This is a genomic window from Idiomarina sp. 29L, assembly GCF_004123135.1.
GTDB lineage: Bacteria > Pseudomonadota > Gammaproteobacteria > Enterobacterales > Alteromonadaceae > Idiomarina.
The window spans coordinates 743,572-767,574 of sequence record NZ_SDJS01000001.1 but is presented as its reverse complement, the minus strand read 5'-3'; the positions used below and the strand labels follow the sequence as shown (position 1 = coordinate 767,574).

Genomic DNA, 24,003 nt, shown 5'->3' with positions numbered 1-24,003 from the left:
GCCGTCCACCGGATGCCCTTGACAGGGCACCGCTTAGCTTGGCGTTAGGCTCTATAAGGAGGTTGAGTGGATAAGGTTGACCAGTACAAACAGAGCATCGGTAAGTTCGTATTTAGTGAGCTTGTCATTTTTATGTCGCAGGTCTTGGTTTTTTTCATGGTTGCAGTTTTCACGTCAAACTTTTTGAACAGTGAAGAGAAACTTGTAGAATTTGCTAATCAAAAAATAAACGATGGATCTCTCACTGAAGTAGGGCTGACGTTTTTAGCAATTCTGGTAGTTATTGGGCTGTTCTCTGCGCTAGGCCGAATATTCGATAATAAATATGTCGAGTTTTACGTTAATGAAGTTCTATGTGAAATGCCAAAGACTATTTATGTCTTCGGATCATCTGCCACGGGAACGATGTTGGCGATTTCTTTGTTTATCTATAGGAATCCCGCAGAAGGCGCTTCAGCACAAGGATTTGCTGCGCTCTCATTTCTTTTTGCTTTCATGATGTTTTTGTATGGGGTCGCTTTCAGTTATGCATTTAAGCGGAAAACTCACATTTTAAAAAAGCCTAACAAACCAATGCAGCAGACCGCTGACGCGGCAGCTGATTGAGGCGTTAAGAACAAGAAAACAATATATGGCATCAGGAACATCAAATAAACTAACAGGACAGATTGGCGAACATCTGGTTTCGGCAGTACTGGGTACGTTAGGTTATTATGCTTCTCCGTATTCTGGGAATGTGCCTGGGTTTGATGTTACAGCAGTACATTCCGAGTCATTAAAGTCTTTTCCTGTTCAGGTTAAAGCGAGTACTAAGGGAGCTCTGGTTCAGTCCACAATCGATAAGTGGTGTAATCACAGTATTGATGAGAATAACCGTCAAACACTGGGCGAATTAACACCTCTCAAGCACCCCGATTTGATCTGGATTTTGGTGCGGCTGCCTGACTCAGAAGTCAGTGGATCTAGATTCTTTATCTGTACTGAGCGTGACATACAGAAAAAAATTGTCGATAGGTACGTAGCGTTCATGGAAAAGCACGACTACCGCCGCCCTGGAGGCGGGGATTCACCACAAGCGATACTCAATATCAAAGACGTCGCTGAGTTTGAGAATAACTGGGAAATTCTTTCGGGTTACCAATAACCATGGTTATAAAAGGGCTTCCATGAAAATAGTCTGTGAAACGAAGCGCCTAACTGTCAGGCAGTTTGAGTTCAGCGATGCTGCCTTTGTTATTCAGTTACTCAACGATGACCTATTTATACGGTTCATAGGCGATAAAAACGTTCGTACGCAAGAAGATGCAATTAATTATCTTAAAACGGGACCTATGGCTAGTTATGAGCAGCACGGCTTCAGTCTCAACTTGGTTTGCCTAAAAGAAAACTACACGCCAATTGGCATGTGTGGCTTATTGAAGCGAGACGAATTAGAAAGTCCGGATTTAGGCTACGCTTTTTTACCAGAATACAGCGGCAAAGGTTATGCGAGAGAGGCTGCGGAAAATGCCTTAAAAACCGTTATGAAAACCTGTTCACTCGACAAAGTTGTTGCTGTCACTCATCCCGACAACGTTAGATCAAACAAGCTGCTGGAAACTATTGGTTTCAGATTCAAAGAGACAATAGAATGGTACGGTTCTCAGAATAATTTATACGAATACCTAGGCTGAAAGGCGGCTTCTAATGTACGGCTCACTTTTACTACTCCACATTCTTGCGGCAACCATCTGGACAGGCGGACACATTGTTTTGGCATTCGCTATATTACCCAGAGTCTTGAGAGAGCGCTCTCCTCAGCTACTTTTAAACTTTGAGTCCGCGTACGAAAAAATAGGCATGCCCGCACTCATTGTTCAGATCATTACCGGGGTAATGCTGGCGTACAGGCTACTGCCAGATGTCAGTCAGTGGTTCAATACCAGTAACCCCGTCGCTTATCCAATAATGGCAAAGCTGGGTTTGCTGGCGCTAACAGCTGGTTTTGCTATTAGCGCAAGGTTTCGAGTCATTCCGAACCTTTCACCTGCGAACCTAAACCTCATGGCCTGGCACATTGTGTCAGTCACGGTTATTTCCATCCTATTCGTTGTTGTCGGTGTGTCTTTCCGCACTGGTTGGTTTTATTGAGCGCTTTGCCCCCCCCCAACTCTGGTTGTACCACCAACACTTTCAAGTCTACAATGCTGTTAACTATTCGTTGGGAGCGGGCATTATGGACTTTTCCTACAGTGCGAAAACAAAGGACTATTTGGCGCGGCTTGACGCGTTTATGCGCGAGCATACTGAGCCGTATGAAGACCAGTATCAAAAAGAGAATTATCGGCTGAACAGCACGCCGAACTGGCGCGAGTGGCAGGTGCCGCCGAGGGTGGCTGAGCTTAAGCAGTTAGCGAAAGAGCAGGGACTTTGGAACCTGTTTTTGCCGGACGACGAACTGGGTGCTGGCTTAACGACGCTGGAATACGCACCGCTGGCGGAGCGCATGGGTCGCAGCTTGTTAGCGCCTGAGGTGTTCAACTGTAACGCTCCCGACACCGGCAATATGGAAGTGCTGTATCACTTTGGTGATGACCCGCAGCAAGAGCAGTGGTTAACGCCGCTTTTAAACGGCGACATTCGCTCGGTGTTTTGTATGACCGAACCCGATGTCGCGTCCTCCGATGCTACCAATATGCAAACGACCATTGTTGCCGACGGCTCAGACTGGGTTATTAATGGTCGTAAGTGGTGGAGTACCGGTTTAGGCCACCCTGACGCCGAAATTGCCATTGTTATGGGGTTGACCGACGAAGACGCTGAAAAACATCATCGTCACTCTATGGTATTGGTGCCGCTAAACACTCCGGGCGTTAATATAGAGCGCATGCTGCCGGCGTTAGGCGAGTACGACGCGCCTTATGGTCATGGTGAGGTGGTGTTCGACAACGTGCGCGTTCCCAAAGAGAACATTATTGTCGGCCCCGGTGCGGGTTTTAAAATTGCGCAGGGGCGTTTAGGCCCCGGGCGTATTCATCACTGTATGCGGGCTATTGGTGCGGCAGAGCGGGCGCTGGAATTATTCATTGAGCGCGGTACGTCACGCATCGCTTTCGGCGAACCGTTATTGAAGCTGGGCGGTAACAGTGAACGGTTGGCAGACTTGCGTGTTGCGATTGATCAAGCGCGTTTACTGACCCTGCACGCGGCCTGGCAAATTGACAACATTGGCGCCATGAAAGCCATAAAAGAAATATCGGCCATTAAGCTGGTGGCGCCTAACGTATTGCAGAAAGTGGTAGATGAAACCATGCAGCTGTTTGGTGGCGCTTCTATGTGTCACGACACGCCGTTACCTGGGTTATTAACTGTGGCTCGTTCACTACGTATTGCCGATGGACCCGATGCGGTTCACCGTGCGACCATTGCAAAATCAGAATTGAAACAATGGAAAGGGCGTATTAATGACTGACGCGTCAACAATAACGGATCAAGCTAGCGAGGTTCGCGAAGAGGAAGCGCTGCCGGTTGAAGCACTGGACAACTGGCTGGCTGAGAACATAGGAAACGAGCTGCCGGAAAGCCGAGGTGAGCTCAGAGTTACGCAGTACACCGGCGGTGTGTCAAACTGGACGTATCGTTTGGACTATGATGGTTTAGCGTTAGTGTTGCGTCGCCCGCCGGAGGGCACAAAAGCAAAGTCAGCCCATGACATGGGGCGCGAGTACCGCCTGCAAAAACGTTTGCGTCCGGCGTTTCCTTATGTGCCGCGTATGCTGGCGCATTGTAAGGACGAGTCGGTTATTGGTGCTGAGTTTTACGTTATGGAACACATTACCGGCATTATTCCACGCCGCCGTTTCCCTAAAGAGCTGGACTTAACTGCTGAGCAGGCTCGTCAGCTTTGTACGAACGCACTCGACAAGCTTATTGAATTGCATAATGTCGACTTAGACAGCACAAGGCTTCGTAAAATAGCCAAAGGTAAGGGTTATACCGAGCGTCAGGTCAATGGCTGGTGCAGCCGTTATGAAAAGGCGAAAACCTGGAATGTGTTTGGTGCTAAGTCAGTCATGCGCTGGCTACAAGAAAATCAGCCAGAGAACGAAAAAATATGCCTGGTTCATAACGACTTTCGGTTAGATAACCTGATTCTGAATCCTGAAGACCCAACCGATATTATCGGTATTCTCGACTGGGAGCTGGCGACCCTAGGCAACCCGTTAATGGACTTGGGTAATTCGCTGGCGTACTGGATAGAAGCGGGCGATGACAAAGTGGCGCGCGCGACCAAACGCCAACCCAGCGACTACCCGGGCATGCTAACGCGAAAAGAAATTATCGATTATTACTGCGAACGTACCGGCACCAAGGTCGAAGACTTTGCCTTTTATGAGGTGTTTGGCTTGTTCCGTTTGGCGGTTATTGCGCAGCAAATTTACTATCGGTATCACCATAAACAAACCACGAACAAAGCCTTTAAGAACTTCTGGTTTTTGGTGAACTATTTGCTGTGGCGCTGCCGTCGCCGTATCGCAAAAGCGTAACGAATTATAATAAAAAGAGAGCTCAATAATGCCGCAAGAACGGAAAACCATTTTAATTACCGGTGCCAGCTCAGGTTTAGGGCAGGGTATGGCACGTGAGTTTGCTGCTGAAGGCAAAAATTTGTGTCTGTGCGCCCGCCGGTTAGATCGCTTAGAAGCGCTCAAAAACGAACTGGAAGACAAGCATTCAGGCATAACCGTCAGCATTAAAACGTTGGACGTAAACGCCCACGAAGACGTATTTCGAGTGTTTCAGGAGTTTAGACAAGAGCAGGGCCAAATTGACCGCTTTATTATTAACGCAGGCATGGGCAAAGGTGCGGCGTTAGGTACGGGTTACTTTGAGGCCAATAAAGCCACGGCAGAAACCAACTTTGTGGCGGCGTTGGCGCAATGCGAAGCGGCTATGGAAATTCTGCGCGAGCAAAAGGGCGGGCACTTGGTGACTATTTCTTCCATGAGTGCGTTCCGTGGTATGCCACGTGCCATGACGGTGTATGCAGCAACCAAGGCGGGACTGGCGTCGTTAACCGAGGGCATTCGTGCGGATTTAATGAAAACTTATGGCAGTAACAGCCCGATAAAAGTGTCGACCATTTATCCGGGGTACATTCGCTCTGAAATCAATGAAAAAGTGAAAAACACACCCTTTATGGTCGATACGGAAACGGGGTGTCGGTTACTTGCAAAGGCCATTAATAAAGAGCCAGTAAAAGCCTATGTCCCTTACTGGCCCTGGGCGTTAATGGCATTCCTAATGAAACGTCTGCCATTGAAATGGGTGTTGAAGCTGGCTTAACTCTCGGTTATTCACCAGAACAATCGGCGTCGCCGGCGGTAGACACTTGTACCGACAGTGACTGACTTACTCCGTTGGCGTCGTTATATAAAAATACCGGTTCCACTAAGTTCATATTGCCGCGGTCGCCGTCGTGGTTAATGTCCAGTTGTTGCTCGCTCAGCGTTAATTTCATGCAGCCGTCGTGCTCGGTTGTCAGTATACGCTGCCACTTTTCGACACGCGGCTCATAAAGCCATACTTCATGCCCTTGCCACTGTTTGTCGCTACCGCGCTTACACCAGTAGGTATGCGCTTCTAACGAGCCGTCGCCATTATTCACCAACTGTTGAATGTCGCAGTCTTCGTCGGTCGGCAAGTCGGGCTGCATGGTGGTTTTTTGATAAATAACTGCGCTACCGAGAATAACCCCAACGGTAATAATAATGGCGGCAATTGGTAGCAGAATTCGTTTTAACATATGGCCTCAGAAGCTGATACAGTATAGAGTCATTACAGTAAAACGATTAGTATAAAGCGATTAACAACAAGAACAACTATAAGAACAAACGCGGGGGTATATATGTGGCAAAGGGTACTGGCTCTTCTAATACTAATAGCCGGGCTGCTAATGGCGGTGTTGGGAGTTGTCAGCGACAATGACACCAATGTCCGACTGGCCGGTGCGGCATTGATGTTGGTGGGCATTATTTGGCTGTACCGCCAACCAACGCTCAGCTCGCTGGACACAAAAGGCCAGACAGCGCCGTTGAAATGGTATCAGTCACCTATTTTGTGGATACCCATTATCGCGATTATTATTTTTATTATCAGCCTCTTTGTATAAGAGTCTTAGAACATCGGGAATTATTCATGGATTTAAAAAAACGGATTGTCATTTTAGCCGGCGCAGTGGGCTTATTCTTTTACTCAGCTACTCAAGAGCAGCTCATTAGTGTTATCGCAGACTACAATCTGGGTTGGTATCAGCTGGGCTTACCTATTGCCTGGGGTGTGGTACTTGGCGGTGTGTGTGCGCTGCTGAAATTCCGTTGGTTGCTCTCGTGGTTACCGCCGGTGGTGCTAGTTGCTAGCGCGATAACCACCATGGGCATTATTGGTGGTGTGGCAGTTTATGTGAAGCACCAGCTGTTTGTGCTGGCGTTACCGCCGCTGCAGTTAGGCGCTGTCGGTATTGGCTTGTATTTGTTTGCTGTCAGTTTGACGCGTTTACTGGGCGACATTGAAGCACGCAGTTCAGAGAAAGAGAAAAAGTCGTAAATAAAGAGTCCTTAATGAAGAAAGTAACGCTTAACGCAGACATTGGTGAAAGCTTCGGTGCCTGGAAAATGGGTGCCGACGAACTCATTATGCCGCACATCGATTGTGCGAATATTGCCTGTGGCTTTCATGCGTCTGACCCGTTAACCATGAAGAATACGGTGCGTTTGGCGAAGGAGTATGGTGTTAAAATTGGTGCGCACCCAGCATATCCTGACCTGGTCGGTTTTGGGCGTCGGCACATGGCCTGTAAGCCGGAAGAGGTGACGGCGATGGTGCAGTATCAGCTGGGCGCCTTGCAGGGTATTTGTGCTGGTGAGCGTACCAAAGTGGAATACGTAAAGCCACACGGTGCACTGTATAACGACATGCTGAACGACGGCCCGCTGTTCGATGCTGTATGTCAGGCAATTACGGCATTACAAGGTAATGACGAGTTGCCGCTTATGATGATGGCTACGCCGGAAAACCATGCCTGGAAAGAACGTGCCGCACAGTTTGGTGTGACCCTGTGGTTTGAGGGCTTTGCAGACCGCGCCTACGATGACAATGGAAAGCTGCGTTCGCGCAAGCACGACGATGCCGTACACAGCGATACAGATGCAATGCTGGAGCAGGCACAATCGTTTACTGAAGGTAAGTCGATTACCAGTGTTAACGGTACGTCACTGAGTATTCAAATTGATTCGTTATGTGTGCATGGTGACAACCCAAGAGCCATTGAAACCGTGAAACAGTTGAGACAGATAGTAAAAGGAAGTGATGAGTAACGCAGAAAGCGATTTTCCAAAAATAGTCACCGCCGGCGCTGACGCCATTTTGGTGTATCTGGGCGAAGGCATTGATCCAAAAGTTAACGACAGGGTCATGGCGTTAACAACTCGCGTTGGCGAGTCATTAGGTGACAAACTATACGATCTGGTTCCTTCCTACAACTCAGTAATGATTTACTACAACGTACTGTCACTTTCTGAGAACGAGCTACGTGAACAGGTACGAGAGCTTATTGATGAGCTAGCGCAAAATGGGTTTGCAGACAGCGCCTCTGCAGAGAGCACGCTGCATACCATTGACGTTTATTACGACGCCAGCGTTGGACCTGACTTGGAGCGCGCGGCCGAGCAAACCTCCTTGTCAATTGACGACATTATTCAATTACACACCGAGCAAGAGTATCGGGTGTATGCGATGGGCTTTGCGCCGGGCTTTGCGTATTTAGGCGAACTACCCGAAAAGCTGCGGCTGCCCCGTTTAGATAACCCAAGAACCAAGATTCCAGCGGGCAGTGTGGCCATAGCTGAAGCGCAAACGGCCGTGTACCCGTCAGCGTCACCAGGTGGCTGGAACATTATTGGCCGCACGGCAGAAACCTTATATGACCCTAAGGCCGATAACATTAGCCCGATGAAAGTGGGTGACAGAGTGCAGTTTAAAGCAGTGTCGAAAGACGAATTTGAGCAAGCCGGTGGCTCGCTGGAGTCGTTGTCATGATGAAAGTTCTTGATGCAGGTATGAAAACGGTTGTGCAGGATTTTGGCCGTTTTGGTTATTTGTCCAAAGGCTTAACCCGTGGTGGTCCAGTGGACGAGAATGCGTTTTTATGGGCAAATCGATTACTGGATAATCATTTTAATGCCACTCAGTTGGAAATTACTCTAGGTGGTCTGGAAGTTGAATTTCAGCAAGACGGTTGTTTTGCCCTGACCGGCGCTGATGCCGATGCACACCTGGACGATGAACCGCTAACCCTGTGGCAAAATTTTGAAGTGAAAGCTGGTCAGCGTTTGAAGATAGGTTACGCGAAAGCTGGTTTACGCTTGTATCTGGCGGTGCAGGGTGGCTTTCAAGTTGAGTCGAAATGGGGCAGTTGCGCTACTGTGGAGCGCGACAGTGTGGGCGGGTTGTCAGGTGACGGTTCGGCGTTACAAAGCGGCGATACCCTGCGTTTTCACTGTGATACACCGCAGCCTTCACGGCGTGTGAGCTGGGCTTACCGCAGTGACTACACAAAAACACCCGTGCTGGGGCTTATCCCGGGCTACCAGTATGACGACTTCCCAATGTCGGCGCGTGAAGCCTTTTGCTATGAAGATTTTGAAGTCAGTAAAGACAGTAACCGCATGGGGATTCGTTTAGCTGGTAAATCGCTGGAAACGCCGAAAAAGGGCTTGGTCTCCGAGGGGATTAACATTGGCTCGGTGCAGGTGCCCTCAGACGGACAGCCCATTATTATGATGCACGATAGGCAAACGCTGGGTGGTTACCCCAAGTTGGGTGTTATTAACCCGGTCGACTTAGGAAAGTTGGCGCAATTACAGCCGGGCCAAAAAGTGCGTTTCACTCGTGTAGATGCGTCGGTCGCACAACAGCAATTACGCCGCTTTTATCAGTTTTTTAATGTGCGTCTGCCTTGTCAGGGCGGCGATAACCTGCGATCATAGCGCCTTTCTAATTTCCCGTGTTCATTCTGTAGCGGAGACAACAATTTAATGGCTGATACCGATTCTCGTCCCAGTAACTTTATTCGCCAAATCATCGATAAAGATTTGGCCAGTGGTAAACACTCAACGGTGCATACCCGTTTTCCGCCGGAGCCGAATGGTTTCCTGCATATTGGTCATGCCAAATCAATCGTGCTGAACTTTGGCATTGCGGAAGACTACAACGGTACGTGTAACTTACGTTTTGACGATACCAACCCTTTGAAAGAGAAGGTCGACTACGTTAATTCGATTAAGCAGGACGTTGAGTGGCTTGGGTATCAGTGGGAAGGCGAGCCGCGTTATTCGTCAAATTATTTTGATCAGCTACATGCCTATGCGGTAGAGCTTATCGAGAAAGGATTGGCCTATGTCGACTTCTCGTCGCAGGAAGACATGCGCGAAATGCGTGGCACTTTGAAAGAACCGGGTAAAAACAGTCCGTATCGTGATACTTCAGTGGATGAGAACCTGAAGCACTTTGCCGACATGACCGCAGGTAAATATGAAGAAGGTAAAGCGGCGCTGCGTGCCAAAATCGATATGAGCTCGCCGTTTATGTGTATGCGTGACCCGGTAATTTACCGTGTACGTTTTGCGCATCACCACCAAACGGGCGACAAGTGGTGCGTTTACCCAATGTACGACTTTACCCACTGCATTTCCGATGCGCTGGAAGGCATTACGCATTCTTTATGTACTTTGGAGTTTCAGGACAATCGCCGTTTGTACGACTGGGTACTGGACAACATCAGCATTGACTGCCACCCGCAGCAAATTGAGTTTTCACGCCTAAATCTGCAGTACACGGTAATGAGTAAGCGCATTATTAATACGTTGGTGGAGGAAGGCAAAGTCACTGGATGGGACGACCCGCGTGTTGCCAGTATTGCTGGCTTGCGCCGCCGTGGTTACACACCAGAGTCTATTCGTGAGTTCTGCCGTCGTATTGGTGTCACGAAAATGGATAACCAGGTTGAAATGAGCATGCTCGAAGCCTGTATCCGTGACGACTTAAACGAAAATGCGCCGCGTGCAATGGCAGTGATGGATCCGGTAAAAATCGTTATTGAAAACTACCCGGAAGACCAAACCGAGTCGCTGAATGCGCCAAACCACCCGAATAAACCAGAAATGGGCGAGCGTGACGTTACGTTCAGCCGCGAACTTTGGATAGAGCGCGAAGACTTCCGTGAATCAGCGAATAAGAAGTTCAAACGCCTGGTGTTGGATAAGGAAGTGCGCTTAAGAAATGCGTACGTTATTCGAGCGGATAGAGTTGAAAAGGACGCTGACGGCAACATCACGACCATTTACTGTCACTACGACGCTGATACGCTGGGCAAAGATCCTGCCGACGGTCGTAAGGTCAAAGGTGTCATTCACTGGGTGTCGGCAGAAACGGCGAAGGAAGCGGAGTTCCGTGTGTACGATCGCTTGTTTCAGGTGCCAAACCCTGCCGCCGAGGAAGACTTGTTCTCGACACTGAACCCAGAGTCTTTGATCATAAAGAAAGGTTTTGTGGAAGCGAACCTGGCGAACGCAAAACTGGGTGAAAACTTCCAGTTTGAACGCTTGGGGTACTACTGCTTAGACACAGACGCTGAAAAAGAAGGGCGCCTTATTTTCAACCAGACGGTCGGTTTACGCGACAGCTGGGCGAAAATAGAGCAGCAACAAACTACTGAATCGTAAATTGGTCCAGTAGCTTAGCGCCGTATAAACGAGAGGGGGTGTAAAAGCCCCCTGTGTGTTTCTGGCTTAAGGTATGTACGGCCAACTCAACAGCACCTTCGGCTGTTAACGAGTATCCATTTTTCACTTTCACTCGCAACTCTTTTGTATTGCCGCGATCATCAGAAATTTCTCCCCAAACATAGGTTGGGTTGTCTTTTCGTTCTTTCTCTTCCGGGCCGGCTGGCTGAGATTCGAGCTTTTGCTTCAGTTTTCGCTGTACCCACTTCCAGTTAAAGACAAAGCGGAACCAGTTCATACGGCGCATTTTTTTAACTAAACGCGGGCTGGCTGGAATGTACACTTCAATGTTGGGAATATCAGTGGTGTAATAAGCGGTTGAAACGTCGCCCCACGGAATGGTCATGGCGCACTTTTTACCATTACCAAAGTCTATCCATTGTGAATGCCAGGCGTGCGGTACATCGATAATTTGTCCGTTTACACGAGCAGCGCCGCCGCGACCTAAGCGTTCAATACTGGTTTTAGCCGTACCCCGGCTCATGCGAGAACCTGAATCGAACCCTAGTTTTAGATGCGTCGCTTCCGGCATTTGTGCGTTCAATCGCGCTGCTACACAGTCGGTAGGAATAACGTCGAAGCCCACTCCGGGACACAACACAATACCCGCTGCTTTGGCCTTTTGATGCTTGGAATGCGCATACTCAAATACGTCAATTTCCCCGGTTATATCGAGATAGTGTGTTTGGGTATCAATGCATGCTTGAATAAGCGGGGCGGCAGTTTTGCTAAATGGACCGGCGCAGTTCAGAACTAAGTCGACATCGGTCAGTTGGCTTTTAACTGTGTCGATGTTGTCGAGTGAAAAATTGCGGTATTCAAATTCGAGGTGACGCGCCACTGGCTCCAGTGACGCTTCATTACGACCGGCGAGAATTGGGTGATACCCGCGTCGCTTGGCTTGATGTGCGATGAGCTTTCCTGAATACCCGTAGGCACCATAAATGAGCCATCGCAATGCCATGCTATTCCGCCTCGATTGCCAGTTTGTACTCGCAATTTTCGCCACGCTGGCACTCACCGTATAAATACAAGCTGTGGTTGGTCAGCGTTAGCTTATTAGCCGCGGCTACTTTCTCCTGACGCTCCTCTATGACGTCGTCTTCAAATTCGAAGACATGGCCACAGGTTAGACACACTAGATGATCGTGGTGCTCTTTAGCGCTCAACTCGAACACCGAACGACCGCCTTCAAAATGATGGCGAGTAATAATGCCCGCGTCGTCAAACTGGTTTAGAACACGATAAACCGTGGCCAAGCCGATTTCGTCTTTTTGTTCAAGCAGGATTTTGTACACGTCCTCAGCGCTGATATGCTGATTCTCTGGTTTTTTCAGAATCTCCAGAATTTTCATTCGCGGAGATGTGACTTTTAAACCTGCTTTTTTTAACTGTTCGTCGTTACTCGCCATAATTATTCTTAATCTCAGTCAAACTTAGTTAACAGCATACCCTGTATTAACTGTCATTTGCCAGTTCTGCCAGGCACATTTCTTCGTAGACTTGCTGACACCATTTAGTGACGCGCTCTTTAGTCAGTTCTGGCTGACGGTCTTCGTCAATACCCAGGCCGACAAAATGATCGTCATCGACCAAGCCTTTAGAGTCTTCAAAGTTGTAGCCTTCGGTTGGCCAGTGACCAATAATGATGCCGCCTTTGGCTTCAACAATGTCACGCACCATACCCATAGCGTCAAGAAAGTATTCTGCGTAGTCTTCCTGATCGCCACAACCAAAAATACCGATTAATTTGTCGGTAAAGTCGATTTCTTCCAACTCTGGGAAAAAGTCGTCCCAGTCGCACTGAGCTTCGCCGTAGTACCACGTTGGGATACCGAACAGCAGTAAATCGTAACTGGCAATGTCTTCTTTGCTGGATTTAGCGATGTCTTTTACATCGACCAGCTTTTTTCCAAGCTCTTTTTGAATCATCTGAGCGACAGCTTCTGTGTTGCCTGTGTCGCTACCAAAGAAAATTCCAACCGTTGCCATAAATTATTTTCACCTGTTTATACGAATCAACAATACTGAATGAATTATCGCGTCTTATAACTCACGAACCGCATTCAGTGACGTAAATAATTTTTAAATACCTGACTCCCACAGGACTTGAATAATGCCTTTGGCAATAAAGCCAAAGCAGCCCAGAAATAGCACTAACCAAACAATAATTTGGCCAAACCTGGGTACCGAGGAGCGTTTTAAAACGTCGCGTATCGCCAGACCAATTAGCAAGAAGAGAATTCCCAGCGTGATATTAGTGCCAAGAATTTCCAGTTGTTCATAATATTCAGCCAACATACAACTACTCCTTGCTGGAATCTGCGACTATTACGGGACTTGTTTTAAGCCGCCGTAGAATAGCATAAAGTCGGTAAATTAGCGACCTCAGGCGGTTAGAAAGTCACGCACTAAACGGTTAAATATACGTGGTTTTTCGGCGTGCAACCAATGACCTGTGTCATCAATGACTTTAACGGCCGCTTTAGAAAAACGTTTTTTCACGGCGCCTTCGTGTTTCTCTGTCAGATAATTCGAGTTTCCGCCTTTAATAAAAAGTGCTTTTCCATCGTACGTCTTTTCACTCACCGCACCGGATATTTCGCTATAGCACTCTTTAAGTGCGTCCAGATTCAAGCGCCACTGATAGCCGTCGTCGGTACGTTTTAAGTTTTTCAGCAGAAACTGGCGTACGCCTTTTTCGGCAATGGCGTCGGCTAGTTGCTTGTCAGCGTCACCACGGCTTTTAACCTGAGAAAGGTCAAGCGCACAAAGCGCCTCCATAATGCGGTCATGGGTGCCTTCATAAGCCGCAGGGGATATATCGGCGAACACCGCTGACAAAACTCGTTTGGGAGCGCTCATAGCAACTTCCATAGCAATTTTGCCACCCATCGAGTGACCAACTAAATGAAACGAATCTAAGTTAAGGTCATCCGCAAGCGCAATAATGTCATCAGCCATGCTGGGGTAGGTCATGTCGTTGCTGTGAAATGAATCGCCGTGGTTTCTGACGTCTGGCAACACGCAGTAAAAATCAGGCTCAAGGTCACGTGCCAAACGCTTCAGGTTGTCTTTGTCGCCGAACAGTCCGTGAATGATAATGACTGCGGGGTTCTTAGCGTCGCCCAGCGTTTCATGATTCAATTGTTTAGAGTCTGCCATCGAGTCGCCTTTAGTGATAAACTTTGCGGTCTATTTTCAAGGCTTTGTGATGCCGATGCAAGCGACAAAGCCATACCTAATGGTTTATTAGAGGTCGGTCATAAATAATGAAACGGATAGACATTGACGACGATTTGTACACCTACATAGCAAGCCACACTCAGGAAATTGGTGAGAGCGCTTCCGATATTTTGCGGCGTTTACTGGATGTTGAAAAGGCCAGTAAGCCTGTGCCTTCCAAGCCGGAAAAGGCGAAAGTTGATAACGTGTTTAATCGCTTAAATGAGCAGGACGTGCGTATTCAAAAAAGTGTGGTTGCCCGCTTTTTATACATATTAAGCATGCTGTACAAAAGTCACAGTGACCGTTTTGCGGAGGTGCTGAACATACGTGGTCGTGACCGTCAGTACTTTGCGCGCAGTGAAGACGCGCTGCTGAGCACCGGTAACAGCACCAATCCTAAGCAAATACCCGATGCGCCGTTTTGGGTGATAACCAACACCAATACGACCAAGAAAAAATCAATGCTGACGCAGGTAGCAAAAGCATTAGGCTACAGCTCTGCCGATGCAGAAAAAATAAGGGATTTTTTATAATGGCACATTCATCGCGCGCCGGGCAGTTGGCGCAAGCTAGTGATTTAACCAATATTGCACAGTTGACCAGTGCTTACTATGTGTACGAACCTGACGCTCGTAAAGCTGACCAGAAAGTCAGCTTTGGAACGTCCGGACACCGTGGCAGCTCACTGAAGCGCTCATTTAACGAAGCGCATATTTTAGCGATAGCACAAGCGATTTGTGCCTACCGTGAAGAGCAGGACATTACCGGACCGATATTGGTGGCCAAAGACACGCACGCGCTGTCAGAGTCGGCTTACTTAAGTGCGCTGGATGTGTTTTTAGGTAATGGTCTGGAAGTGCATGTTCAGGCAGAGCACGACTATACGCCAACTCCGGTGCTGAGTCGCGCGGTCATTCAGTGGAATAAGAAAAACAGTGCAAAGGCCGATGGTGTGGTTATCACGCCGTCGCATAATCCGCCACAAGACGGCGGCTTCAAATATAACCCTCCTCACGGCGGGCCTGCTGGTGGCGAGGCCACAAGAGCGATTGAAAAATATGCGAACGCGCTGCTGTCATCCGGTCTTATTGGCGTGAACACGTGCGAAAGCGAAGATGTTCTCGAGCATCCCGCGCTGACATTTGTGGATTGGCGTAAAGACTACATTGAGCATTTAACTGACTGCGTTGATATGGACGCAATTGGCAAAGCTAACTTAACGCTTGGCGTTGATGCGATGGGCGGCTCCGGCGCAAAATACTGGCTGCAAATTGCTGAGCATTATGGCCTGAATATCGACGTGAAAAATGCGGTAGTGGATGCCACTTTTTCTTTTATGTCGCTCGACAAAGACGAGAAAATTCGTATGGACTGCTCGTCACCTCATGCCATGGCTTCGTTGCTGGAGCTAAAAGACAAATACGACTTAGCCATGGGCAACGACCCGGACTATGACCGCCACGGTATTGTGACCCCAACACATGGCTTAATGAATCCGAACCATTATTTATCGGTCGCTATCGATTATTTGTGTAAACACCGCTCGTGGGCTGCCGAGGCCGCTATTGGTAAGACGCTGGTATCCAGCGCAATGATTGACCGCGTTGTTGCTGCGAATGACCGTAACCTGACGGAAGTACCGGTTGGTTTTAAATGGTTCGCAGAAGGATTAGCCAACCAGAGCATTGCGTTTGCGGGCGAGGAAAGTGCCGGGGCAACCATGTTGGATCGCAACGGTGATACCTGGACAACCGACAAAGACGGCATTGTTTTAGCCTTGCTGGCCGCTGAAATTCTGGCAACCACCGGCAAAAACCCCAGTCAGTACTATGATGAATTGTGCGAGCTGCATGGTACGTCTTTTTATCGCCGCGTTGACACCGCGTCGTCTACTGAAATGAACCAGGGCTTTAAAGGTATCCGTGCCTATAAAGTGAAGTTACCGGAGCTTGCTGGCGAAGCCGTGACCGATATTACCACCAAAGCCAAAGGGAACGACGCACAGTTTGGCGGCATTAAAGTGACCACAGAGAACGGTTGGTTTGCAGCGCGACCGTCAGGCACTGAGCCGGTTTATAAGATCTACGCTGAGAGCTTTGTCAGTGACGAGCATTTAGACGCGATACTCCAGCAAGCCGCTGAATGGGTCAACGACTTACTGGCTACAAAATAACCTTCCGACTAGCGGAGGATAGCGTTACTTTCGATTTCGCTATCCTCTTCTTCCTCGTCCTCTTCTGGACTTTCAGGCGCTTCTTCCGCCATTGAGGTCAGTAGCTCGTCAGAGGTTTGTGACGGAGCCAAAATAGCAAAGTTGCTGTGCAACTGGTCTTCTGCTTTTGCGCGGCGAGTGACGCGGTACAGCGTATACAAGCACACCAGAGCGGTAAGACTGGCCAACAATAAGAAGAAGAAATTAATTGCGCCAAACTGCATAAGTGCGGCAACGGCTGGTGCCCCAATGATAGAGCCCGCGCCACCAATTTTGATAATGGCTCCAGTGGCCCCAACCATTTGATCTTTTTCCAGATAGTCATTGGTGTGTGCCATGCCGAGCGAGTAAAGCGGCAAGATAAAGGCGCCCAACAGCCCAACGGCTATGTAAATTAAAATAGCGTTAGAGGCGCCAAGCTGAGAAAGCAGTACAGCTATAGCGGTACCACCAGCGGCACAAATGGCAATAACGAAACGGCGATCAATGCGGTCAGACAGCAAGCCGAAAGGCGTTTGTGATATAAGTCCGCCCAAAATAAAGGCCGCCATAAATAGAGTAATTTGGAAGACACTCAAGCCAATATAAGACGCGTACATGGGACCAATACCGTAGAACATTGCGTAGCAGGCTTGCATGATAAAGGCGTTTACCACCCCTAACGGAACCGTTTTTAATAACAGGGAAACCGGTACTTTTTTGTTTTCATGAGTGGTCGGTTCAACAGTTACGCTGACCAAAATAGGGATAAGCGCCAAGTTAATGAGTAGGGCCACAATAGCAAAGGCGACAAAGCCTGCCGGATCGGCAACGCCCAGTATGAGCTGACCGGCAATTAAGCCGCTGTAAATAATGACTAAATAGATAGAAAGCAGCGTGCCGCGGCTTTTGTTGTCGGCCATGGTATTCAACCAGCTTTCTACAATCACAAAAATGCCGGAGATAGCAAAGCCGGTGATGAAGCGCATAACAAACCAAACAATAGGGTCTACCCAAATTGCCTGGACTAAGATACTTGCTGCTGCGAGTGCCGCTAGGCCACCTAACGATCGGATATAGCCAACACGACGAATGTCTTTAGGGGCACGGGTTGACCCAAACAGGTAGCCAATGAAATAGGCTGACATGATAAAACCGGTTACCAGTGTGCCGAAGTCCTCAATAGTGGCACGTAAACTTAACAGGGTACTGGTCATCCCTACTACAACACCAATGAGACTGATGCTGGTAAGCAGTGAGCTGATTCCCCGAAGTTGTTGTTTTAACATGTCTTTACCGCTGTTTTTGAATTTAGGGCAATAATAGCGTCAGTTGCCTTTTTTTCATAGGGAAGATTCCCACAAGCTTATCCACAAGTTGTTACTTGCTGTTCTGGTTTTGGCTGTTTAATATGCTCTCAAAGTCTCATTAGGATGATGTCATGTCACGGTTGCTAAGTCGCTTTGCGTTTATTGCGTCAATTACATTGCTGACAATGCTATACAACGGCGCTGCTCAGGCAAAGCTGGTTGATAACCTGTACTCGGCAGAGGTGGAAGTTGCTTCACAAAGCAACGCCCATCGCCAGCAAGCCATTCGGGAAGCCTTTGAACGGGTTATTTTGAAAGTAACCGGACAACCGGAATCTATTGAGCATGAAGCTGTTGAGCGAGCATTACGTAGTGTCGGCAATTACCTGATTCAGTATGGCTATAGTGACAATCAGGGGCAGCGTACATTAAGCGCGACGTTTGATGGTACGAAAATTCGTTCGTTGTTGGCAGAACACCAGTTACCTTATTGGGGCAGTCGCCGGCCAGAGCTTTTAATGTGGATAGCAGCTGAGAATGACGACGGACGTCGCGTTATTTTGGACAGCTTTGGGCAATCGGTTTTTGAACAGCAGCTTGAATTCTATTCGCGTCAATTCAGTTTGCCTATTCGTCGGCCGTTAATGGATTTAACGGACTCTTTTACTATTTCCGCTATGGATGTTTGGGCGCGATTTATGCAACCAATAAAAGACACATCCAAGCGCTATGGTACTGACGGTATTTTCGTTGGAAAAATCACCCATAATGCTGAAAGTGAAGAGCCATGGCAGCTGGACTGGTCGGTAGAGGTCGGTGACAAACGCTTATACGGTCAGGTTTCAGCGACCAGTAAAGACTGGCTGGCGGAGCCGCTTATGCAACAGCTGATGGCTAAACTGTCTTCCATATACAGTGTCACGGCGTCAGAGGACAGCGTCAGTCAAACTATGACTATAAAAGTAGAAGGGTTGAATAAGCTTCAGCACGTTTTAGCACTGGAATCGTTTCTGAGAAGTGTTGTGTCGGTTGAGGATGTTGCCTTAAAGCACTATTCGCAGGATCTGTCTGAGTTCGACATTGTTATTAACGGTTCGCTCGATCATGTTATTCAGGCGATAAATCTTGATGGTCGCTTGCAGATTCGAGACATGGGGCCGTTTGTGAGTATGAGTGAAAACCAGGTGCAAACTTATGAATGGCGTGGGGACAATTAATGCCGCCGCAGCAGTTGCCATTAGCCGTTCAACTTCCTGACGATGAAACCTTTGAGACGTTTCATGAGGGCGATAACCGTACTGCTCTAAAATGGCTGCGAGTGCTGCCGGAAAAGCAAGCGCCATTGAACGTAAACGAGCAACTGACCTGGCTTTCGGGTCCTGAGGGCGTTGGTAAAAGCCACTTATTGCATAGCTTAGTCGGTGCCTCTTCTGAAACCAGTCGTGTTTTTTACCTTCCCTTAAAAGAATTGAGTGACGTAGAGCCAGCGGCGGTGCTGCAAGGTGCTGAGCAAGCCAGTATTATCTGCCTGGATGACATCGATAGGGTGACTGAGGACGAAAGCTGGTGTTATGAATTATTTACACTGATTAACCGAGTGACCGATAGCGAATACAGTCGGCTGGTGATGACGGCGAAACAATCGGCGTTAAAAACCGCGGTAAGTTTGCCGGACTTACAGTCTCGTTTTCAATGGGCAACCGCCTTTCAACTGCAGCCACTAACTGATAAGGACAAAGCTCAGGTGTTGTCGTTAAGGGCGCAGTTCCGAGGGCTTGAGTTACCGGATGATGTAGCGGCTTTTATGATTCAACGCTTAGGCCGCTCGATGCGAGAGTTGATGAGCACGCTGAATGAGCTGGATAAGGCGTCGATTACTTATCAACGCCGGTTAACCATTCCTTTTATTAAAAAAGTCCTCTCCGTTTAGTCCTGATCTTTCAGTTTTTTTAGGCCCAAGCCTAATTCACGTCCTTTATAGCGCGCGAATCCTGTTGCCCCAATGAATGCGCCTACTGCAAAAAGTAGCTCTAATGCCGCCCAGATGCGTTCATCAGGATGGGTCCACAGGGTGGTTAACGCATGTAAAAAATACAGCATTAAAATGAAGTTAGCCCAGGCGTGAGTGTAAGGCTTACCTCGAATAAGGCCGGGTAACGGAAATAACAATGGCAATACCCAAAACAATAAAGATAAGATTGTGGGTAAAGAAGCCGGCGCGGAATCGGGCAGGCTGTGCCAAAGCAATACTAAAATCAGTAGTGGCCAGTAACATAAATGAGTTAATACTCGATAAAACTGTGGCGATTTTGGCATTTATCAATCCTAAGACATTAACTTTTGAGCGGCAGAGGCAACGCGTTTACCCAGAGCAACAGCCAATTGACGTTCGTGGTCGGTGAGCTTGCCGGAATGGTCAACATGGCTGGCACCATAAGGTGACCCGCCGGAATCCGTTTGGTGTAATGCCGGTTCAGAGTAGGGCAGGCCGACTAATAGCATGCCATGATGCAACAATGGCAAAGCAAGGCTCAGTAACGTTGACTCCTGGCCGCCATGCAATGAACTGGACGAGGTAAACACCGCGCCTGGCTTGTCGGCTAACGTTGCTGACAGCCATTGTGCTGAGGTGCTTTCCCAAAATTTCTGTAAACCAGAAGCCATATGCCCGAATCGTGTCGGGCTGCCGAGAATAAGTGCATCGCACTGCTCAAGGTCTTTTGTGTTGACCTCTAAATCACGCTCACTGGCGGCGTCACTGGCGGTATTAACCGTTCTCAGCAATGCCTCTCCGCCTGCACTGGCAACGCCTTCTGCAATGGCATCGGCCAACTGCTGAGTTGCGCCACCGCGGCTGTAATAGAGGATTAAAACTTGCGTCATTAAAGAATATCCAGCACAGATTCAGGGGGACGACCAATTGCGGCTTTGTCGCCTTTTATGACTATAGGGCGCTCAATGAGTTTAGGGTTATTGACCATGGCCGTTATCAATTCGTTTTCGTCGCTGACGCCGGCGAGCCCAAGCTCCTTATAGATAGCTTCCTTTTTGCGCATCAGTTCGTCTGCAGAAAGACCAAGTTTATTTAAAATGTCCTTCAACTCCGCAGCGTTTGGCGGGGTTTTGAGGTATTCGACAACTTCTGGTTCAATAGACTTCTCTTTGAGAAGCTCAAGGGTTTGTCTTGATTTTGAACAACGTGGGTTATGATAAATTGTTACTTCGCTCATTTTTGTCGTACCTTGTAGTCTCTCGTAATCCACTAATACTAACTAAACGGGGTTAAGAATGAAACTCGCGGTCATCGCTTTCGCTGCTTCTTTTATGCTGTTGGGCTGCTCTGAGCAGGCCAATGTCACGACTGATAATGGAAAAACCTACGACTGGTCGTCGATGAATGGAAAGACAGTCGTGGTGAATTATTTTGCCGAGTGGTGTGCGCCTTGTTTAAGGGAATTGCCGGAGCTTAACGAGTTTCATCACCAAAAAACTGATAATGTCGAACTGATTGGTGTGAGTTTTGATCCAATGTCGAATGAAGACTTAGCTGCATTGAAAGAAAAGCACGGCATAGAGTTTCCGCTCGTGTTAACTCAGCCTGCTCCTGCTTTCCCTTTTGAGCGTCCCAATATGTTGCCGGCAACTTACGTGATTCGGGCTGATGGCAGTGTCGATGGCCCTCTAATGGGCGAGCAGACGCTGGACTCGCTTAATAACGCTGTGGGTGCCGAATAAAGTTACATCATGTTGCGGGCTTGGTTTTCCATTGCTCGTAGCTGATCGATACGGGCATTGATGCGCTTACGGGTGACGTCATTGTCGGTGTGGTTATGCGCTGTATGCAGCTGGTTAATGGCCAGTGAGAAATTCCCTCTTAATGCCAACGCTTCAGCACGTGTTTCATACATGGCTGCTCGCTTGCCGCTTTTTTCATAGACTCGGGTCAGTAAGTCCAGCGCGAGTGGGTGATTCGGATTTTGCAGCAGAAATTCGCGCAACAGCTTTTCAGCCAATTTACCGTTACCGGAGGTAAGTGCCGCATTAGCGAAGTTAATGGTAATAACCGGTTCGGTTGGCTGACGAATGTATTTGCTTTCTAACCAATCCATAACGTATTGATAGTTTTCCTGCCCCAGTAAAATATCGGTTTGAACGTCAATATAAAATGGGTTGCTGGGGTCGTCCCGGAGCAGCGCTTCCATGTGCTCTGAGGCGGTATTTAACTGACCGCGATCCAAAGCAATAATAGCCAAGCCGTAAGCACCAGCGCGTTGCGTAACTGGGTTGTTACTTTCAGCCATATCCTGAAAATCGGATACGGAAGGGTTTTGGGTGTAACGCGCTTGTACACGTGCCTTAGCCAGAGCAAATTCAAGACTCGGCTTAACGTCGACACGGCGCATAGATTCAGCGCGCGCACGGGTATCGGCAATACGGGACTCAGGCAGCGGGTGCGTCATTAACATTTCAGGAGGTTTGCTGACGTAGCGGTATTTCTCCGCCAAGCGGCCGAAAAAGTCGGGTGCCCCCATCGGATCAAAGCCGGCTGCCAGCAACACCGATAAGCCAATACGGTCCGCTTCTTTTTCATAAAGTCGTGTGTAATTAATTTGTGACTGGCTGGTAGCACCCAGTGTGGTATACAGACCGGCCATACCGGCTTCTGGATTTGCCATACCTAATAGAATGGAGCCAATAACACCGGCAATGGTCATAGGCATATTTTGTTGCTGCTCCTGCATGCGCCGAACAATGTGGCGCTGCGTTACGTGAGCCACTTCGTGTCCCAATACGGCAGCAAGTTCTGACTCGGTGCGAGCTTCTTCTATAAGTCCCGTATGAACACCGACATACCCACCCATAAAGGCGAATGCATTAATTTGCTTATTACGTATCCAGAAAAAGTTAAAGGGATATTTGACGCCGCTGCTGTGACGAACCAAACGTTGTCCCAGGTTGCTTAAGTAGCTATCAAGTACCGGATCGTAAAGAATGGGGGCTTGTGCTCTTACCTGACGCATGTAAAAGTCGCCAACCACTTGTTCGCGTTCAATACTCAGAAAGGCTGCACCGGTTGTGCCTATTTCCGGAAGTCTGCGGCTGTCTTGTGCGCCGTATGCATATGCAGTAAAAAAGGTAGTAACAGCGACAACAGCAGGCAGCAAAGTTTTTAGCAACGTTTTATACATCGACGACTCAATTAATGAAGTTACAAATACTCAGGTTTTGTCACTGATAAGAGTGATTTTCTCATCTTTAGTTCCTTTTTACTCTATGGGGTTATGGAAAGATTGCAAGGACTGATATTATCCTTGTAAGAATCTCCGGGAGATAACAGTTCATGTTTGATTACATAAAGCAGTGGTATCAACGTAAGTTTGCCGATCCTAACGCAGTCACCTTATTCCTGTTGCTGGTGGTGACAGTCGTTGTCATTGTTCTGTTTGGTAACTTACTGGCGCCGCTGATTGTTGCTATTGCGCTGGCTTACTTACTAGACTGGCCGGTAACCCGCCTCATGTATATGGGCATGTCCCGCCTAAGCGCGACTGTTATTACGTTTGTGGCGTTTCTGGCGCTGGCCATTACTGTGCTGTTAACACTGGTTCCGGTAATTTGGCAGCAAAGTATGACTCTTATTCAAGAATTGCCAAATATGATAGGCAACTTACAGATATGGCTGCATAAACTGCCGGAAATGTTTCCAAGCGTTATTGATGAAAGCCAAATTAATGAGCTGACGCAGTCTCTGAAAAACCGTGTTGTTGGCTTTGGGGAAAGTTTGGTGACCGTGTCGCTGACGTCCTTGGTAAACCTGATGGCGATGCTGGTGTATTTAATTGTCGTACCCTTGCTTATTTTCTTCATGCTGAAAGATCGCGACGTGCTAATGGCTAATTTCAGTAAGCTATTGCCATCTAACCGCGCGCTTATTACTCAGGTTGGGCAGGAAATGAATCTGCAAATCATGAATTATATTCGCGGTAAAGTGATTGAAATAATCGTGGTTGCGATAGTGTCTTTTGTGACTTTCAGTCTGTTTGGGCTTCAGTACGCCTTGCTATTAGCTATTTTGGTCGGCTTTTCGGTGCTTATTCCTTACATTGGTGCGGCGGTGGTCACTATTCCCGTTGTGTTAGTAGCATTGTTCCAGTTTGGGCCTACGGCACCGTTTGTGTGGGTGACGGTTGCTTATCTCGTTATCCAGGCGCTTGACGGTAATTTATTAGTACCTCTGCTATTCTCCGAAGCCGTTAGCCTAAACCCGGTCTATATTATCGCTGCGGTATTGATATTCGGTGGTATTTGGGGGTTCTGGGGCGTGTTCTTTGCTATTCCGTTGGCAAGTCTGGTCAAGGCGGTCATTACTGCATGGGATACTGGAGCGAGCGGTATAGAGTCACCAGCAGAAGAAACAAAAAAAGCCTCGTCATAATGGACGAGGCTTTTTTGT

Annotated in this window: 30 protein-coding genes; 19 read left to right on the top strand and 11 right to left on the bottom strand. The window is 48.2% G+C overall.

Annotation, left to right across the window (positions count from 1 at the left end):
• Window positions 1-66: 66 nt before the first annotated feature.
• The 7 genes from EST55_RS03770 to EST55_RS03740 all read left to right on the top strand — a co-directional run bounded on the left by EST55_RS03770 (window position 67) and on the right by EST55_RS03740 (window position 5,325).
• Window positions 67-606, top strand: a complete 540-nt coding sequence (locus EST55_RS03770; protein ID WP_129496548.1) for a hypothetical protein — start codon at window positions 67-69, stop codon at window positions 604-606.
• 25 nt (window positions 607-631) lie between these two features.
• Window positions 632-1,144: a hypothetical protein gene (locus EST55_RS03765; protein ID WP_129496547.1), complete on the top strand. Its 513-nt coding sequence runs from the start codon at window positions 632-634 to the stop codon at window positions 1,142-1,144.
• Window positions 1,145-1,166: 22 nt separating this feature from the next.
• A complete protein-coding gene (locus tag EST55_RS03760) occupies window positions 1,167-1,673 on the top strand; it encodes a GNAT family N-acetyltransferase (protein ID WP_129496546.1) in 507 nt (168 codons plus the stop codon).
• 13 nt (window positions 1,674-1,686) lie between these two features.
• Window positions 1,687-2,130: a CopD family protein gene (locus EST55_RS03755; RefSeq protein ID WP_058578972.1), complete on the top strand. Its 444-nt coding sequence runs from the start codon at window positions 1,687-1,689 to the stop codon at window positions 2,128-2,130.
• 85 nt (window positions 2,131-2,215) lie between these two features.
• A complete protein-coding gene (locus EST55_RS03750) occupies window positions 2,216-3,451 on the top strand; it encodes an acyl-CoA dehydrogenase family protein (RefSeq protein WP_129496545.1) in 1,236 nt (411 codons plus the stop codon).
• Window positions 3,444-4,526, top strand: a complete 1,083-nt coding sequence (locus EST55_RS03745) for a phosphotransferase family protein (RefSeq protein ID WP_129496544.1) — start codon at window positions 3,444-3,446, stop codon at window positions 4,524-4,526. The genes EST55_RS03750 and EST55_RS03745 overlap by 8 nt, the downstream gene beginning before the upstream one ends.
• A 28-nt stretch (window positions 4,527-4,554) precedes the next feature.
• Entirely contained in the window at window positions 4,555-5,325 is a 771-nt protein-coding gene (locus EST55_RS03740; protein ID WP_129496543.1) for an SDR family oxidoreductase, read from the top strand.
• 7 nt (window positions 5,326-5,332) lie between these two features.
• Here EST55_RS03740 and EST55_RS03735 read toward each other — a convergent pair whose 3' ends face one another.
• Window positions 5,333-5,785, bottom strand: a complete 453-nt coding sequence (locus tag EST55_RS03735; protein ID WP_129496542.1) for a hypothetical protein — start codon at window positions 5,783-5,785, stop codon at window positions 5,333-5,335.
• Window positions 5,786-5,887: 102 nt separating this feature from the next.
• On the opposite strand from EST55_RS03735, the gene EST55_RS03730 reads away from it, so the two are divergent.
• The 6 genes from EST55_RS03730 to glnS are packed head-to-tail and all read left to right on the top strand — an operon-like array spanning window position 5,888 to window position 10,760.
• Window positions 5,888-6,151, top strand: a complete 264-nt coding sequence (locus EST55_RS03730) for a hypothetical protein (protein ID WP_088768003.1) — start codon at window positions 5,888-5,890, stop codon at window positions 6,149-6,151.
• Window positions 6,152-6,177: 26 nt separating this feature from the next.
• Window positions 6,178-6,585, top strand: coding sequence for a hypothetical protein (locus EST55_RS03725; protein ID WP_088768004.1), 408 nt, complete (start codon window positions 6,178-6,180; stop codon window positions 6,583-6,585).
• Window positions 6,586-6,599: 14 nt separating this feature from the next.
• On the top strand, window positions 6,600-7,355 hold the full coding sequence (locus EST55_RS03720; RefSeq protein ID WP_129496541.1) for a 5-oxoprolinase subunit PxpA: 756 nt from the start codon (window positions 6,600-6,602) through the stop codon (window positions 7,353-7,355).
• Window positions 7,348-8,076: a 5-oxoprolinase subunit PxpB gene (pxpB, locus tag EST55_RS03715; protein ID WP_129496540.1), complete on the top strand. Its 729-nt coding sequence runs from the start codon at window positions 7,348-7,350 to the stop codon at window positions 8,074-8,076. Before EST55_RS03720 ends, pxpB begins: the two co-directional genes overlap by 8 nt.
• Window positions 8,073-9,026 (top strand): biotin-dependent carboxyltransferase family protein, encoded by a 954-nt coding sequence (locus tag EST55_RS03710; protein WP_129496539.1) that lies wholly within the window; start codon window positions 8,073-8,075, stop codon window positions 9,024-9,026. Before pxpB ends, EST55_RS03710 begins: the two co-directional genes overlap by 4 nt.
• Window positions 9,027-9,074: 48 nt before the next feature.
• The gene (gene glnS, locus EST55_RS03705; RefSeq protein WP_129496538.1) at window positions 9,075-10,760 is read left to right on the top strand and encodes a glutamine--tRNA ligase; all 1,686 of its coding nucleotides are present in this window, start codon (window positions 9,075-9,077) and stop codon (window positions 10,758-10,760) included.
• Here the strand turns inward: glnS and EST55_RS03700 are convergent.
• From EST55_RS03700 to EST55_RS03680, 5 genes are all read right to left on the bottom strand, one after another.
• Complete coding sequence (locus tag EST55_RS03700; RefSeq protein WP_129496537.1) at window positions 10,747-11,784, bottom strand: saccharopine dehydrogenase NADP-binding domain-containing protein; 1,038 nt, start codon at window positions 11,782-11,784, stop codon at window positions 10,747-10,749. The genes glnS and EST55_RS03700 overlap by 14 nt on opposite strands.
• A 1-nt stretch (window position 11,785) precedes the next feature.
• Entirely contained in the window at window positions 11,786-12,232 is a 447-nt protein-coding gene (gene fur / locus EST55_RS03695) for a ferric iron uptake transcriptional regulator (RefSeq protein ID WP_088768010.1), read from the bottom strand.
• A gap of 46 nt (window positions 12,233-12,278) precedes the next feature.
• The gene (gene fldA, locus EST55_RS03690; protein WP_100691959.1) at window positions 12,279-12,812 is read right to left on the bottom strand and encodes a flavodoxin FldA; all 534 of its coding nucleotides are present in this window, start codon (window positions 12,810-12,812) and stop codon (window positions 12,279-12,281) included.
• A gap of 93 nt (window positions 12,813-12,905) precedes the next feature.
• Window positions 12,906-13,121 carry a DUF2788 domain-containing protein gene (locus tag EST55_RS03685; RefSeq protein WP_088768012.1) on the bottom strand — a complete coding sequence of 72 codons (216 nt, stop codon included), beginning with the start codon at window positions 13,119-13,121 and terminating at the stop codon, window positions 12,906-12,908.
• Window positions 13,122-13,208: 87 nt separating this feature from the next.
• Window positions 13,209-13,985 carry an alpha/beta fold hydrolase gene (locus EST55_RS03680; protein ID WP_100691960.1) on the bottom strand — a complete coding sequence of 259 codons (777 nt, stop codon included), beginning with the start codon at window positions 13,983-13,985 and terminating at the stop codon, window positions 13,209-13,211.
• Window positions 13,986-14,092: 107 nt separating this feature from the next.
• On the opposite strand from EST55_RS03680, the gene seqA reads away from it, so the two are divergent.
• Complete coding sequence (seqA, locus tag EST55_RS03675; protein ID WP_100691961.1) at window positions 14,093-14,581, top strand: replication initiation negative regulator SeqA; 489 nt, start codon at window positions 14,093-14,095, stop codon at window positions 14,579-14,581.
• Window positions 14,581-16,221, top strand: a complete 1,641-nt coding sequence (gene pgm, locus EST55_RS03670) for a phosphoglucomutase (alpha-D-glucose-1,6-bisphosphate-dependent) (protein WP_129496536.1) — start codon at window positions 14,581-14,583, stop codon at window positions 16,219-16,221. Before seqA ends, pgm begins: the two co-directional genes overlap by 1 nt.
• A gap of 8 nt (window positions 16,222-16,229) precedes the next feature.
• Here pgm and EST55_RS03665 read toward each other — a convergent pair whose 3' ends face one another.
• Window positions 16,230-17,528, bottom strand: coding sequence for an MFS transporter (locus tag EST55_RS03665; RefSeq protein ID WP_088768016.1), 1,299 nt, complete (start codon window positions 17,526-17,528; stop codon window positions 16,230-16,232).
• Window positions 17,529-17,680: 152 nt separating this feature from the next.
• Here EST55_RS03665 and EST55_RS03660 point away from each other — a divergent pair, with 152 nt between their 5' ends.
• Together EST55_RS03660 and hda are read left to right on the top strand one after the other, a co-directional pair.
• Window positions 17,681-18,766, top strand: coding sequence for a DUF2066 domain-containing protein (locus EST55_RS03660; protein ID WP_129496535.1), 1,086 nt, complete (start codon window positions 17,681-17,683; stop codon window positions 18,764-18,766).
• Window positions 18,748-19,479, top strand: coding sequence for a DnaA regulatory inactivator Hda (gene hda / locus EST55_RS03655; RefSeq protein ID WP_240665231.1), 732 nt, complete (start codon window positions 18,748-18,750; stop codon window positions 19,477-19,479). The genes EST55_RS03660 and hda overlap by 19 nt, the downstream gene beginning before the upstream one ends.
• Here the strand turns inward: hda and EST55_RS03650 are convergent.
• Genes EST55_RS03650 through arsC form a run of 3 tightly spaced genes read right to left on the bottom strand, consistent with a single transcriptional unit; the run spans window position 19,476 to window position 20,779 of the window.
• Entirely contained in the window at window positions 19,476-19,865 is a 390-nt protein-coding gene (locus tag EST55_RS03650) for a DUF2069 domain-containing protein (RefSeq protein WP_129496534.1), read from the bottom strand. The genes hda and EST55_RS03650 overlap by 4 nt on opposite strands.
• Before the next feature lie 9 nt (window positions 19,866-19,874).
• A complete protein-coding gene (gene wrbA / locus EST55_RS03645; protein WP_100691966.1) occupies window positions 19,875-20,432 on the bottom strand; it encodes an NAD(P)H:quinone oxidoreductase in 558 nt (185 codons plus the stop codon).
• Complete coding sequence (arsC, locus tag EST55_RS03640; RefSeq protein WP_088768021.1) at window positions 20,432-20,779, bottom strand: arsenate reductase (glutaredoxin); 348 nt, start codon at window positions 20,777-20,779, stop codon at window positions 20,432-20,434. The genes wrbA and arsC overlap by 1 nt, the downstream gene beginning before the upstream one ends.
• A 58-nt stretch (window positions 20,780-20,837) precedes the next feature.
• On the opposite strand from arsC, the gene EST55_RS03635 reads away from it, so the two are divergent.
• Window positions 20,838-21,284, top strand: coding sequence for a TlpA disulfide reductase family protein (locus EST55_RS03635; protein WP_129496533.1), 447 nt, complete (start codon window positions 20,838-20,840; stop codon window positions 21,282-21,284).
• A 2-nt stretch (window positions 21,285-21,286) separates the two neighbouring features.
• On the opposite strand, the gene EST55_RS03630 is transcribed toward EST55_RS03635, so the two are convergent.
• The gene (locus EST55_RS03630; RefSeq protein WP_129496532.1) at window positions 21,287-22,738 is read right to left on the bottom strand and encodes a M48 family metalloprotease; all 1,452 of its coding nucleotides are present in this window, start codon (window positions 22,736-22,738) and stop codon (window positions 21,287-21,289) included.
• Between the two features lie 152 nt (window positions 22,739-22,890).
• On the opposite strand from EST55_RS03630, the gene EST55_RS03625 reads away from it, so the two are divergent.
• On the top strand, window positions 22,891-23,985 hold the full coding sequence (locus tag EST55_RS03625; protein WP_129496531.1) for an AI-2E family transporter: 1,095 nt from the start codon (window positions 22,891-22,893) through the stop codon (window positions 23,983-23,985).
• Window positions 23,986-24,003 lie beyond the last annotated feature (18 nt).